Genomic DNA, 12,181 nt, shown 5'->3' with positions numbered 1-12,181 from the left:
CGCGTCAGTCTGTAGCGGCGCGCTCGAAAGAGACAAAGGAATAAGCAGGGCGCATCGTACCATTTGCCTCACTCGCAGCAAAATCTGCGCGGGCAACTTCGGTCCATTCCGGTCCCGGCGCGCGCATGAATGTGTCGCCTTCAAACTCTTCATGAATTTGCGTGAGTTCAATTTTGTGAGCCGCAGGCATAAACACATCATAGATTGCCGCGCCGCCTACAATCATGACTTCGCCGGTCTGATTGTTCTGCGCGGCCAATTCCAGCGCATCAGATTGAGAGCGCGCGATCTCAGCCCCTTCGCTATCCCAACGTTCCCGCCGGGTCAGAACGATATGGCGGCGGCCGGGCAAGATGCCGGGCAGGCTCTCAAAGGTTTTGCGACCCATAATCATGGGTTTCCCCATGGTGAGCGATTTGAACCGGCGAAGGTCTGCGGGCAACTGCCACGGCAAACGGCCTTCTGTGCCAATCGCGCCATTGGCCGCGCGGGCATAGATCATCGTGATTGTGAGCGGATTGGTCACGTTCGCGTCAAATTGCTTGATGGCTAACCCGGGTCACGTGACCCATCTTTCGCCCCTTTCGCGCTTCACGTTTGCCGTAAAGGTGCAAATGCGGCTCCCCTTTTTCGGCAAGCATAGTGTGCGCATCAAGGGCATCCGCTCCGACGATGTTGCGCATATCAATGCTGGCAAAACGGGTTTCAGTCCCGCCCAAGGGCAGTCCGCAAATCGCGCGGATATGATTCTCAAACTGGCTCGTGGCCGCCCCTTCGATTGTCCAGTGGCCAGAATTATGAACGCGGGGGGCCATTTCATTGAAGATCGGCCCCTGCTTCGTCGCAAAGAATTCGAGCGTTAAAACGCCGACATATCCCAGCGCATCGGCGGTTTGCGTCGCGATATCGCGCGCCTTTTCCACCTGCTCTTCAACCAAAGCGCCTGCGGGCAAGATTGAGGAAGCGAGCATGCCGTCCTGATGCGTGTTGGCTGTGGAATCCCAGAACCGTATCGCGCCATCAGGCGCGCGCACAAGAATAACCGAAAACTCCGCTTCGAATGGAACAAGCCCTTCATAGATGCATGGCTGGCCAGGGAACCGCACTCCTTCTGCATCGTGAGCGGATGCGATCTTCCATTGTCCCTTGCCATCATAGCCATCGCGCACGGTTTTCAAAATGCCGGGCGCGCCGATGCGTTCAATGGCTCTTGCGAAATCATCCTCGCTTTCAACGCGGGCATAGGGCGCGCATGTCGCTCCCAATTGTTCAACAAAGCGTTTTTCAGCCAGCCTGTCCTGCGCCGTTTCAAGCGATCTGGCGGGTGCTGCGATCAGTCGGTCAGGTATCGCGGCCACGGCAGATAGAGGCACGTTTTCAAATTCCCATGTGACCACATCGCACTGGCTGGCAAATGCGGCGAGCGCCGCTGTGTCGCCCCAGCCATTCTCGAAGAAATCCTGACAAACATCAGACGCCACATTGTCGCCTTCAGGAGCGTATCCAATAACGCGGTAGCCAAGCTGCACAGCTGCCATCGCAAGCATGCGGCCAAGCTGGCCTCCGCCGAGAATGCCAATTGTCGATCCAGGGGCAAGTGGAGTGGTCATTGAGGAACCTCGCCCACGGCATCGCTGCGCCCTTGGCGCCATGCTTTAAGCCGCTCAGCTAGAAATTTATCGCCATTGGCAAGGATCGCGGCCGCCAGCAGCGCCGCATTCTTAGCGCCCGCATCGCCAATCGCCAAAGTGCCAACAGGAACGCCGGCAGGCATCTGCGCAATAGAAAGCAAGCTGTCCATGCCAGAGAGAGCTTTCGATTGGATCGGCACGCCGAGCACGGGCAGATGTGTCATAGCAGCAATCATGCCCGGCAGATGCGCTGCGCCGCCAGCCCCGGCGATGATGACGTGATAGCCATCATCTACGGCGCTTTTGGCGAAGGCATTCATCCGATCGGGGGTGCGGTGGGCCGAGACAATCCGGGCATCATACTCGACACCAAGTTCGTCAAGAATTTCGCATCCAAGCTGCATCGTTGGCCAGTCAGACTGACTGCCCATCACCACTGCAACTTTTGAGGCTTCATCGCCCGCCATTGATCACCCGCCCTCAGCTGTCTTTAAGGTAATACCGTGTCCCCGGCACCATATTTGCGTCAAATTCGTAAACAATCGGCTGACCGGTTGGGATCTCGAGCCCGGTAATATCCTCATCAGAAATGCCCGAAAGGTGTTTCACAAGCGCTCGCAGCGAATTGCCGTGCGCAGAGATGATAACAGTTTCACCGCTGGCAAGCACAGGCAGAATATCACTTTCCCAATAGGGCAGCACCCGCTCAATCGTCAGCTTCAGGCTCTCTGTATACGGCACAAGGATCCCGTCATAGCGTGGATCGGCGCCCGGATCATATTCACTACCCGGCTCCATCGGCGGAGGCGGTGTGTCGAAACTGCGGCGCCAGATATGCACTTGTTCTTCGCCATGCTTGTCGCGGGTTTCCTGCTTGTTGAGGCCGGTTAGGCCGCCATAATGGCGTTCATTAAGGCGCCAGTCTTTTGTAACAGGGAGCCACAACAGCCCTGCCTCTTCCAATGCCAGGTTCAGCGTTTTAATCGCGCGCGTTTGCAGCGAGGTGAAACAAGTGCTCGGGATAACCCTTTTTCGCGCAGCAATGCGCCCGCAGCTTTTGCCTCGGCGACGCCCTTGTCGGTGAGGTCTACATCCCACCATCCGGTAAAGCGGTTTTCAAGGTTCCACTGGCTCTGACCGTGGCGGACCAAAATCAATTTAGGCACTGGCGCGTCTGCTCCTCATGGTTTGGGAGCACACGCGTTAGCTTTCGCTGGCGTCCTTGGAAACCCCGCTTTTGGGCGATTCGCTCTTCATTTCGCGGACCTGCGTTTTACGGCGGCGCAGGTTTTCGCGCAGTTTTGCCGCGAGACGATCCTCTCGCGGTATATTCTTGTGCGTCTCTTCACTCATGCGAAACGCCTAGGCGATATTAGCGCAAGCATTCAAGCACCGCTTGACAACAGCGCGCCCCCAATGGATAGGCGCGCCACTTGAACGGTGTGCCGCGGTAGCTCAGTGGTAGAGCGCGTCATTGGTAATGACGAGGCCGAGAGTTCAATTCTCTCTCGTGGCACCATTTTCTTCTTCCAACCAACATTTTTGACGAGTGCGCCATTGCGCATCGGCTCCTATCCCTTGCTCGGTAAATCACACAGCTGGGAGAGCGAACGATGGATCTGGGACTTAAAGGCAAGAAAGTCATCATGAATGGCGGCGCGCATGGGCTTGGCCTTGCATCGCTCAAATTGTTTGCCGAAGGCGGCGCAGATGTCGCGTTCTTCAGCCGCAAGGATGACAAGATCCAGGCTGCCACCGCAGAGATTGATGCCGCGGGCCCGGGCAAGGTCTTTGCTGAAGTGTTCGACATGAATGATGGCGGGGATGCGTACAAAGCGTGGCTCGAAAAAGCGGCCGTCGAATTGGGTGGCTGCGATATCTTCATCCACACCGCCTCTTCATCGGGCACAGGCGGCACGGGCGATTGGCAAAATGGCCTCGACATGGACATCATGGGCGCGGTGAACGGGGTGGAGGCATTGACTCCGCATCTCGCCAATTCCGATAGTGGATCGATTGTCTTCATGAGCTCCACAGCAGCGCTCGAAACCTTTATCGCCCCACAAGCTTTCAACGCATTGAAAGCCGCGCTCATCACTTACGGATCCCAGCTCAGCCAAGCGCTTGCCCCGCAGGGTATTCGGGTAAATTGTGTATCTCCCGGCGCGATTGAATATCCCGGTGGCAATTGGGAAGCGATCAAAGGCATGATGCCCGAGCTGTACGAAGGCACTCTCGCCAAAATGCCGATGGGCCGGTTCGGGAATGACACCGAGGTCGCCAAGGCCATCGTCTTCACCGCCAGCCCGGCTGTGCCGTATATGACCGGATCGAACATCGTGGTCGATGGCGGCTTTACGCAAAGAGTGCAGTTCTAAGCCGCTCCTAGCTTCAACCATTCATCCAGAAAAAGGCCCCAAAAGCATGGCTGAAATAGATCGCGATACTCTGCTCGACATTTATACGCGTACAATGAAAGTGAACCGCACGGACGAGAAATTCCGCGAACTGCTGATGCAGGGGAAAGTGGCGGTCATGTATTACTGCGTGCGGGGTCAGGAACTCGTCTCGGGCGCGGCAATGGCTGCGCTTGATAAAGACGATTACGTTGTGTGCACTTATCGCGGGCAAGGCGAACAAACCGCCAAAGGCATCCCGATGGAGAAATGGTGGGGCGAGTGTCTCGGTAAGGCCACGGGAACCTGCAAAGGCAAAGGCGGCACCATGCACATCACCGATCCCGATACAGGGATCATGGTGACAACGGGTGTGGTGGGCAGCGGCCTGCCGATCGCCAACGGCCTTGCCATGGCGAGCCAGAACAATGGCGATGGGAAAGTCACGCTTGTCAGCTTTGGCGATGGCGCAGCCAATATTGGCGGCTTCCACGAGGCGATGAATATGGCGCAGCTGTATAAACTGCCCGTAATCTTCCTCTGCCAGAACAACCGGTACGGCGAACACACTGCCTTTGCCGATCACACTGATAGCCCAAATATCGGATCGCGCGCCGCCAGTTACGGCATGAAAGGCGTGACCGTTGACGGCAACAATGTGAACGAGATTTATCCAGCCATGGCCGAAGCAGTGGAACATGCCCGCAGCGGCAAAGGCCCCGTTCTCGTCGAAGCCATGTGCTACCGGATGATGGGCCATTTCTTCGGCGCCGATTTCTCTTACATGCCCGATGAGCATCTGGCCGAAATGCAGGCCGAAGACCCTTTGCCCAAATTGCGGCTGGTTATGCTTGAACGGCAATTCACTGAAGAAGAGCTCGACAAGATTGTCGGCGATATCGACGCTCAGATTGATGCTGCGGTTCAGCACGCACTGGATGCTCCGCTGCCGGATACAGACGAGATTTATAAAGACGTGCTTGAGGAGGTGAACTGATGGCCGAAATCACCATGACAGAGGCTTTGAACAAAGCCATCGATGAAGCCATGGCCGAAGATGACGGCGTATTCTGCTTGGGCGAGGATGTCTCTGCCAAACAGGGCGGCGGCGTTTTCAAAGTCACAAGCGGGCTCACCGAAAAATACGGTGAAAATCGCATTCGAGCTACGCCCATATCTGAGACCGCCATTATTGGCGCCGCTGTGGGTGCAGCTTTGGCCGGCCAGCGTCCGATTGCCGAAATTATGCTGATGAATTTCGTTGGCGTTTGCATGGACCAGATCGTCAATCACGCGGCCAAATTGCGTTATATGTCGGGCGGTCAAACACCGTGCCCGATCGTTATCCGCACCACGACAGGTGTGGGCGTTGGCTTTGGCGGGCAGCACTCCGACATGCTGGAGGCGTGGTTCGCCCATGTCGCGGGGATGCATGTGGTCACCCCGTCCAATGCGGCGGATGCGCGCGGGCTGATGCGCAGCGCGATTGATGCCAATGACCCTGTCGTCTTTATCGAGAACATCCTGTGCTACGGCCTGAAATCGGAAGATCCAGGGCCCGGTTACCGCGTGCCCCTGGGCAAAGCGGCTATCCCCAAAGAAGGCAATGACATCTCGCTCATCACTTATGGCCGCACCGTGCTGGATGCGCTTGAGGTCGCTGGCGAGCTTGAGAAGGAGGGCATCAGCGTTGAGGTCGTCGACCTGCGCACCATCGCGCCTTATGATGAGGAAACGGTGCTGGCCTCGGTCAACAAAACGGGCCGGGCTTTGACATTGCACGAGGCGGTTCGCCCGTTTGGCACAGGCGCTGAAATCGCGGCCAATATTCAAGAAAAATGCTGGGACAGCCTCAAGGGGCCAGTGCGCCGGATTGGCGGCACCTTTGCTGCGGTTCCGTTTGCCACGCACCTTGAACAAGCATGGATCCCGAACAAGGCGGACATCGTTACCCAAATCAAAGCCTCGGTAGGGAAAGCGTAAATGGCAGAAGAAATCCGCATTCCTAAACTCGGCATGTCAGCCACCGAAATGACCTTAACCGAATGGATGTTCGGTGATGGCGAGCAAGTCGAAAAAGGCGAGATTATCTACACTGTCGAAACCGACAAATCGACCACCGAGATCGAAGCTCAGGCCAGCGGTGTCATCCGCCCTACCGGCGAAGAAGGCGGGGTTTACAAGGTTGGCGATTTGATCGGGACGATTGAATAACCGCGGCCGATCTCGCCTGCCTTTAATACCCCCGGTTCGTTCACCAAACACATACTGAAAAGCGGGGGTTAGGAAGTGATATCGGGTCTGCGTTTCTTGGGCGTTGCACCTTGGCGCACCAACGGTTCCGGTAAATATAACAGCGCATTTGCATGTAGGAAAATGCGCATCCATTCGCCCCCAAGGCCCGCTCGCCCGCTCGCCCACTCGCCCCAGTCTTACACGCACTCACACGCCCAGACGCCCGTTCGCCCATACCCCCGCTTATCCGAGCAAAACCGCCCAGCTCTCGCCGCCGCAATTTCAGCGCCCTATTGAACCTTGCTGCCAAAATCGCCAGAACGGCTGCATGAAAAAACACAACGCAACCCCCTTCGCCCGCCCTTCCAAAATCGCTGCTCTTGCTGCCAATGCTTCGGCCATTGCGCTGCTTGCCGGATGCGCCACCACTTCGCCTGAGACCGCCATGACCGATCGCTCCCCCAAGAAGCGCCGACCCAGACCGCTGTCCTTATCCCTGAGGCCACCGGCTATTTCGCCACAGACAGCGCGCTGCCGTTCCACGCGCCTGATTTCACCCAAATTTCAGAAGCCGATTACATGCCCGCTTTCGAGCAAGGCATGGCGATCCACACCGCCGAGGTTGCAGCGATCACCGCCAATCCCGATGCCCCCACATTTGAAAACACGATTGTCGCGCTTGAAAATTCGGGCAAATTGCTGGGCCGCGTCGCCCGCGTATTCTTCCAGCTTACCGGCACCAACACCACGCCCGGCCTTGATAAAATCAACACACAAATCAGCCCCAAGCTTTCTGCCCATTCCTCCTCGATCACGCTGAACCCTGATCTGTTCGCCCGGGTAAAGGCGGTTTACGATGCGCGCGATACGCTGGGCCTTGACCGCGAAGATGCCAAATTGCTCGAAGGCACTTATGAAAACATGGTGCATGCAGGCGCGCTGCTGACCGCCGATCAGCGTGAGCAGGTGAAAGAGCTGAACACCCAGCTTTCTGTCCTCACCACCGAATTTGGCCAGCTTGCGCGCAATGCCATGGCCGATCAGCCGCTGATTGTGGACAGCGCAGAAGAGCTTGCCGGAATGTCGGATAGCGATATCCAATCGGCTGCCGATTTTGCGGCCAAGCTGGGCCAGCCCGGCAAATTTGCCATCGCGCTGCAAAACACCACGCAGCAGCCGCTGCTGCCGACATTGGACAACCGCGAAACACGCGAGAAACTGTTCAAGCTCAGCTATCACCGCGCCGATGGCCAGCGCGGGGTCGATACCCGCGATCTGATTGCCAAAATCGCCGCTTTGCGCGCGGAAAAAGCCGCCCTGTTCGGAGAGCCGGACTGGGCCAGCTACACCATGTATGACCGGATGGCGAAAAAGCCTGCAACCGCGCTTTCCTTTATGGAGCAAATGGTCCCAGCCTTGGCTGCAACCCAGCGCCGCGAGGCAGGATTGCTCAACGAAGCGATTGCCGCTGAAGGCAAAAACCACACGGTCGAGCCGTGGGATTGGTATCGCTATGCCAATCAGATCAAGGCAGAGCAATACGACCTCGATGAAGACGCCGTGATGGAATATTTCGTGCTCGAAAACGTGCTCGAAGACGGTGTGTTCTTCATGGCGAAAGAGCTTTACGGCATCACGTTTGAACGCCGCACCGATCTGCCGACCTATCATGAGGATGTGTGGGTTTACACCGTGTTCGAAGAAGACGGATCAGAGCTGGGCCTGTTCTATTTTGACCCCTTCCAGCGGCCATCCAAACGCGGCGGCGCATGGATGGGCAATTTTGTCGATCAAAGCTATGCGACAGGCAATAAGCCGGTGATCTACAACGTGCTCAACATTCCCAAAGCGCCCGAAGGCGAAGTGCAATTGGTCAGCTTTGACTGGGTGAACACCACCTTCCACGAATTTGGCCATGCGGTGCACGGTTTCTTTGCCGATCAGAAATACGAAACCTTGTCAGGCACCGCGACTGCGCGCGATTTCGTTGAATATCCCAGCCAGGTCCACGAAATGTGGACGACCTGGCCCTCTGTCCTGTCCAATTATGCCAAGCATTACGAAACGGGCGAGACGATCCCTGCTGAAATGATCGAAAAGATCGAAGCGGCGGGCAAGTTTAACCAGGGGTATGATTTTGGCGAAGTGATGGAAGCCGCCCTGCTCGATATGAAATGGCACGCTCTGTCACCCGATGAAGCGCGCGCGCTGATCGGCAATCCGGATGCGGTGGACGCGTTTGAGCGCAAATCGCTGACCGATCTTGGCCTCGAAGTTGATCTGGTGCCGCCGCGTTATCGCAGCACCTATTTCAACCACATCTTTTCATCGCCGGCGGGATATTCGGCCGGGTATTACAGCTATTTGTGGACGCAGATGCTGGACCATGACAGCCGCAACTGGTTCCGCGCCAATGGCGGGCTTAACCGCAAGGCAGGCCAGCATTACCGCGACACCGTGCTAAGCCGCGGGGGCACGATGGATTACGATGTGATGTACCGCAATTTTGCGGACCGCGATCCGGATGTGAAATACATGCTTGAAGCTTTGGGGCTGACGGGCGGGTCTGAATAGATCTTGGGGCAAGGGGAGCGATAAAACGATGAGCACACCGCGTGAAATGTTAGGGGCCGTGTATGCGGCGGCAGGCGCACGCGATTGGGCCAAGGTGGAATCGCTCCTCCACCCCGATTTCGTGCTCTATGAGGCCGAATGCCTGCCCTTTGGCGGCGAATGGCGCGGGAAAGACGCGCTGAAACGCTGCGCGGAGGCAATGTATGGGACTTGGGCGGAGGCAAAGGTCGACATCCACGACATCACCGGCGGTGATACCCATGCGGTGACCGTGCTGACGCTAACGATGACGTCCAAGCGTACGGGCGAGACGTTCGCCCAAACCGTGAACGAATGCGGGAGTTTCGAAGAAGGGCTGCTGAAAGAGCTGCGCATCCATTATTTCGATGCAGCAGAGGTTGCGGCAAAGGTTTGAGGGGTGTGGAGCGACCGCTATTGGGTTCGGCCAAGAGAGCGCGCAATGTCGGGCTTTGGGGTTGGAAGGGACAATCAAATGTGCTCCGGTCCGCGGAACCTCGCTAGCGTTCGGGCCATATGTGCACGGCGAAGCTTGCCTGTCCTCAAAAGGCGCGTAAAATCGTGCCATTGATCGAAGTTCATCAACTGATAGTGATAGTAATTCACGTATTCCAGCACGGCTAAACTGGCAAGAATGAGTGCAGCAGTCAAAGCTGCGGTCAGGCCAAATACTGTTAGACTTACAAGTGCACTTAGTAGTGCAAGGCAGGCAAGGCTAAGAAAGGGCTTCTCCGCCTTATCGGCCAGGTGAAGTGCAGTTTCCATCGATTGCTTGTCCGACCATTTGATGCGTTTGTCCAACGCTAGCCAATATCTCGCTCCGACATAAAAGAAGCTCGTGCAAGCTAAAATTGCCAGAGCCATTACGCCTATCTCGAAAAGGTTTTGGGGCGGCGCCACGAAAATAGCGAAGGCAGGAACGACGATGATATTGCCAGCCTCAAGTTGTCCATATCTTTTAAAATCTCTCATAAGCTCAAGATAGAGAGAAAACGCCACTCTCTGTCAAAGCTTCGCAAGTGGGCCGTTTGCGGAATGTCTGCTTTTGTTTGGCTCAGCAGCATTGCCGCGCTGGCCTTAAAGCGTCTGCCCATCATCCAGCACGAAATCCGCGCCGGTCACAAACTCCGCTGCATCTGAGCACAAAAACAGCACCGGCCCATCCAGCCCCTCTTCGCCCATCAGGCGTTTTCTGGGGAAGCGCCTGATGTGTTTCTTGCCCGCTTCTGTGTCGAACCATTCATCATTGATGGCGGTGCGGATATAGCCGGGGGAAATGGTGTTCACGCAAATGCCAGCGCGCGCCCATTCGCGGGCCATGCTGCGCGCGGCTTGCACAACGCCTGCTTTGCTGGCGGAATAGGCGACGAGGCCGGGGGACGGTTCAAACGCGGTGACAGAGGCGACCATAACGATCCGGCCATTGGTCACGCCGTTTGCGATCATCCGCTTTGCGCCTTCGCGCGCGGTCAGGATTGCGCCCTTCAAATTGATGGCGAGAGTGTGCTCGATTTCCTCTTCGGAAACCTCGGTGGCCATGCCATTGCCATCCACACCCGCATTGGCGATCACGGTGTTGATCGGACCCAGCGCGGCCTCTGCCCCATCGAAACCCGCGATCACATCCGCCTCGCGCGCGACATCCATGGTGACAGCAGCGGCGCTGGCGCCAATTTCGCCTGCCAGCGCCTCAAGCCGGTCCTTGCGCCGCGCTCCCAGCGCAACTTTCGCGCCATTGGCAGCGAGAATGCGGCCAAAGCGCGACCCAAGCCCCGAAGACGCGCCCGTGATAAGCGCGGTGCGCCCCGATAGATCAACCGATAAAGTCATGGCGCTACCCTGGGGTATCAAGCCTTTGCAGGCAATTCGCCATTCAGATATTTCTGCATGGTCAGGTTAAAATGGCGAACGCGGCTATCCTGATAAGAGCCAAGCTCCATCAACCCATCCTTCATCGTGCGCATCCCTTCCTGCACAAAGGGCAGGTTCGCCATGTCCTGATCGAACACATTGGCAAGCTGCGGCCCCATCTTGTCCGCGGCCCAAGCGAAGGGTTCATCATCGGGGATGTAAGTCATCTCCACCGAACGCGGGCGCTCTTCGCCTTTGGGTGTGGGGAAAAGCAGGCGAATTTCCATAATGGATTCGTGGCATGTCTCCCCCGGCAGCCAGCGATAGGTCAGCGTCGGCAGATACCCGATCCACGGGGCGAAATTGGGGAAGATGTTGTAGGTGAAATTGTCGAGCAGCTCGCTGTCCGAGGCTTCCGAATAATCATAGCCGTAAGCCTCGGCAAAACCCTGACGGCTTGCCTCGGCCAGCACTTTGCGCGCGCTCAGCGGGTCTGTCGTATCAAACGCCGCCTCATCCTCGGTTTCGCCCGCAGAGAACCGCCGATTGGTATCTGCATCTTCTCCGCCGGAAAATTCGTTCATCTTCTCCAGCACATAGTCAGAGCCTTTGCCTTTTACATGCGGGCTGAGAACGCCGGACGGCGTGATCGCGCGGTTGAAATGATCCCCGATCAAATCATAGCGCGTGTTCGCATCGCCAAGGAATGGCAGCAATTGCGGGTGCGTGGTGATCGAATGCCAGGCTTCCATGAACGCTTCGGCAGTGGCTTTCCAATTGGCGGGAAACTTCTTCTGGATCCACATGCCGGTATAGCGGTTTTCGAAATCATACCGCTCATAATGCTCCGCCGCCGGGCCGAGATATGTTTTGAAATCAGGCAGATCATGGTTCTCTGTGACCATGATAAAGCCCTGCCACAGCTCCACGCGCGCCTCGGGCAGGTCCATATCCTTGCCTTCGAGATGTTTGAAATCCCACCTGGAGGGTATCTCTTTCAGTGTCCCATCATTGCGCCAGGTGAACCCGTGGAACGGGCAGCGCAGCTGGATCGCCGGCCCGCATTCGGTGCGCAATTTGCGGCCCCGGTGGAGGCAGGCATTGTAGAACGCTTTGACGCTGCCATCCTTTTGGCGAACCAGCAGAAAGCTCTTGTCGTTGATATTGTAGACAACCGTATCGCCTGCATCGGGCATTTCATCTTCGCGCGCGGCAAATTGCCACACATTGGGCCACATCTTCTCGCGCTCAAGCTGGGCGTATTCTTCGGAGATATACGCTTCGACCGGCAGCGGATCATTGCCCATGTCGAGAGTGTTTTCCTCAAACAGATAATCGGGCGGCGTGCGCGTGTCCCCTTCCAGCATGTCGGTGTAGCTGATGCCGGGGCACCGATCCTCACGGGCGACATTTTTGACTTCGTTCATTGGCTGCCTCTTTTGATCCCAATACTCGCACTTTGCGCAGTGTTCTAAG

13 protein-coding genes, 1 tRNA gene and 1 pseudogene are annotated in these 12,181 nt (G+C 56.8%); 7 read left to right on the top strand and 8 right to left on the bottom strand.

Annotation, left to right across the window (positions count from 1 at the left end; all coding sequences use genetic code 11):
• Nucleotides 1-4 precede the first annotated feature (4 nt).
• From AC0V6L_RS05070 to AC0V6L_RS05050, 5 genes and pseudogenes are all read right to left on the bottom strand, one after another.
• On the bottom strand, nucleotides 5-502 hold the full coding sequence (locus tag AC0V6L_RS05070; protein WP_486155047.1) for a dihydrofolate reductase: 498 nt from the start codon (nucleotides 500-502) through the stop codon (nucleotides 5-7).
• Nucleotides 503-533: 31 nt separating this feature from the next.
• Nucleotides 534-1,610, bottom strand: a complete 1,077-nt coding sequence (locus AC0V6L_RS05065; RefSeq protein ID WP_486153283.1) for a 5-(carboxyamino)imidazole ribonucleotide synthase — start codon at nucleotides 1,608-1,610, stop codon at nucleotides 534-536.
• Nucleotides 1,607-2,098, bottom strand: coding sequence for a 5-(carboxyamino)imidazole ribonucleotide mutase (gene purE, locus AC0V6L_RS05060; protein ID WP_486153282.1), 492 nt, complete (start codon nucleotides 2,096-2,098; stop codon nucleotides 1,607-1,609). Before purE ends, AC0V6L_RS05065 begins: the two co-directional genes overlap by 4 nt.
• A 13-nt stretch (nucleotides 2,099-2,111) precedes the next feature.
• Nucleotides 2,112-2,797: pseudogene (gene gpmA / locus AC0V6L_RS05055) on the bottom strand (2,3-diphosphoglycerate-dependent phosphoglycerate mutase).
• 37 nt (nucleotides 2,798-2,834) lie between these two features.
• On the bottom strand, nucleotides 2,835-2,984 hold the full coding sequence (locus AC0V6L_RS05050) for a hypothetical protein (protein ID WP_486153281.1): 150 nt from the start codon (nucleotides 2,982-2,984) through the stop codon (nucleotides 2,835-2,837).
• 91 nt (nucleotides 2,985-3,075) lie between these two features.
• Between AC0V6L_RS05050 and AC0V6L_RS05045 the strand changes: the two genes are divergently transcribed.
• From AC0V6L_RS05045 to AC0V6L_RS05015, 7 genes are all read left to right on the top strand, one after another.
• Nucleotides 3,076-3,150 (top strand) — tRNA-Thr (locus tag AC0V6L_RS05045).
• Nucleotides 3,151-3,244: 94 nt separating this feature from the next.
• Nucleotides 3,245-4,009 (top strand): SDR family NAD(P)-dependent oxidoreductase, encoded by a 765-nt coding sequence (locus tag AC0V6L_RS05040; protein ID WP_486153280.1) that lies wholly within the window; start codon nucleotides 3,245-3,247, stop codon nucleotides 4,007-4,009.
• 46 nt (nucleotides 4,010-4,055) lie between these two features.
• Nucleotides 4,056-5,024, top strand: a complete 969-nt coding sequence (locus AC0V6L_RS05035) for a thiamine pyrophosphate-dependent dehydrogenase E1 component subunit alpha (RefSeq protein ID WP_486153279.1) — start codon at nucleotides 4,056-4,058, stop codon at nucleotides 5,022-5,024.
• Nucleotides 5,024-6,010, top strand: a complete 987-nt coding sequence (locus AC0V6L_RS05030; RefSeq protein ID WP_486153278.1) for an alpha-ketoacid dehydrogenase subunit beta — start codon at nucleotides 5,024-5,026, stop codon at nucleotides 6,008-6,010. Before AC0V6L_RS05035 ends, AC0V6L_RS05030 begins: the two co-directional genes overlap by 1 nt.
• A complete protein-coding gene (locus AC0V6L_RS05025; protein WP_486148781.1) occupies nucleotides 6,011-6,241 on the top strand; it encodes a biotin/lipoyl-containing protein in 231 nt (76 codons plus the stop codon). It begins immediately after the preceding gene.
• 600 nt (nucleotides 6,242-6,841) lie between these two features.
• Nucleotides 6,842-8,836: a M3 family metallopeptidase gene (locus AC0V6L_RS05020; RefSeq protein ID WP_486153277.1), complete on the top strand. Its 1,995-nt coding sequence runs from the start codon at nucleotides 6,842-6,844 to the stop codon at nucleotides 8,834-8,836.
• A gap of 28 nt (nucleotides 8,837-8,864) precedes the next feature.
• Entirely contained in the window at nucleotides 8,865-9,251 is a 387-nt protein-coding gene (locus AC0V6L_RS05015) for a nuclear transport factor 2 family protein (protein WP_486153276.1), read from the top strand.
• A gap of 74 nt (nucleotides 9,252-9,325) precedes the next feature.
• Here AC0V6L_RS05015 and AC0V6L_RS05010 read toward each other — a convergent pair whose 3' ends face one another.
• The 3 genes from AC0V6L_RS05010 to AC0V6L_RS05000 form a co-directional block, all read right to left on the bottom strand.
• Nucleotides 9,326-9,853, bottom strand: a complete 528-nt coding sequence (locus AC0V6L_RS05010; RefSeq protein WP_486153275.1) for a hypothetical protein — start codon at nucleotides 9,851-9,853, stop codon at nucleotides 9,326-9,328.
• 78 nt (nucleotides 9,854-9,931) lie between these two features.
• The gene (locus AC0V6L_RS05005; RefSeq protein ID WP_486153274.1) at nucleotides 9,932-10,684 is read right to left on the bottom strand and encodes an SDR family NAD(P)-dependent oxidoreductase; all 753 of its coding nucleotides are present in this window, start codon (nucleotides 10,682-10,684) and stop codon (nucleotides 9,932-9,934) included.
• Between the two features lie 17 nt (nucleotides 10,685-10,701).
• The gene (locus AC0V6L_RS05000) at nucleotides 10,702-12,132 is read right to left on the bottom strand and encodes an aromatic ring-hydroxylating oxygenase subunit alpha (protein WP_486153273.1); all 1,431 of its coding nucleotides are present in this window, start codon (nucleotides 12,130-12,132) and stop codon (nucleotides 10,702-10,704) included.
• Nucleotides 12,133-12,181 lie beyond the last annotated feature (49 nt).

The sequence above is a fragment of the Erythrobacter sp. JB1-15 genome, from assembly GCF_057365035.1.
This window is presented reverse-complemented; position numbering and strand designations above follow the sequence as displayed.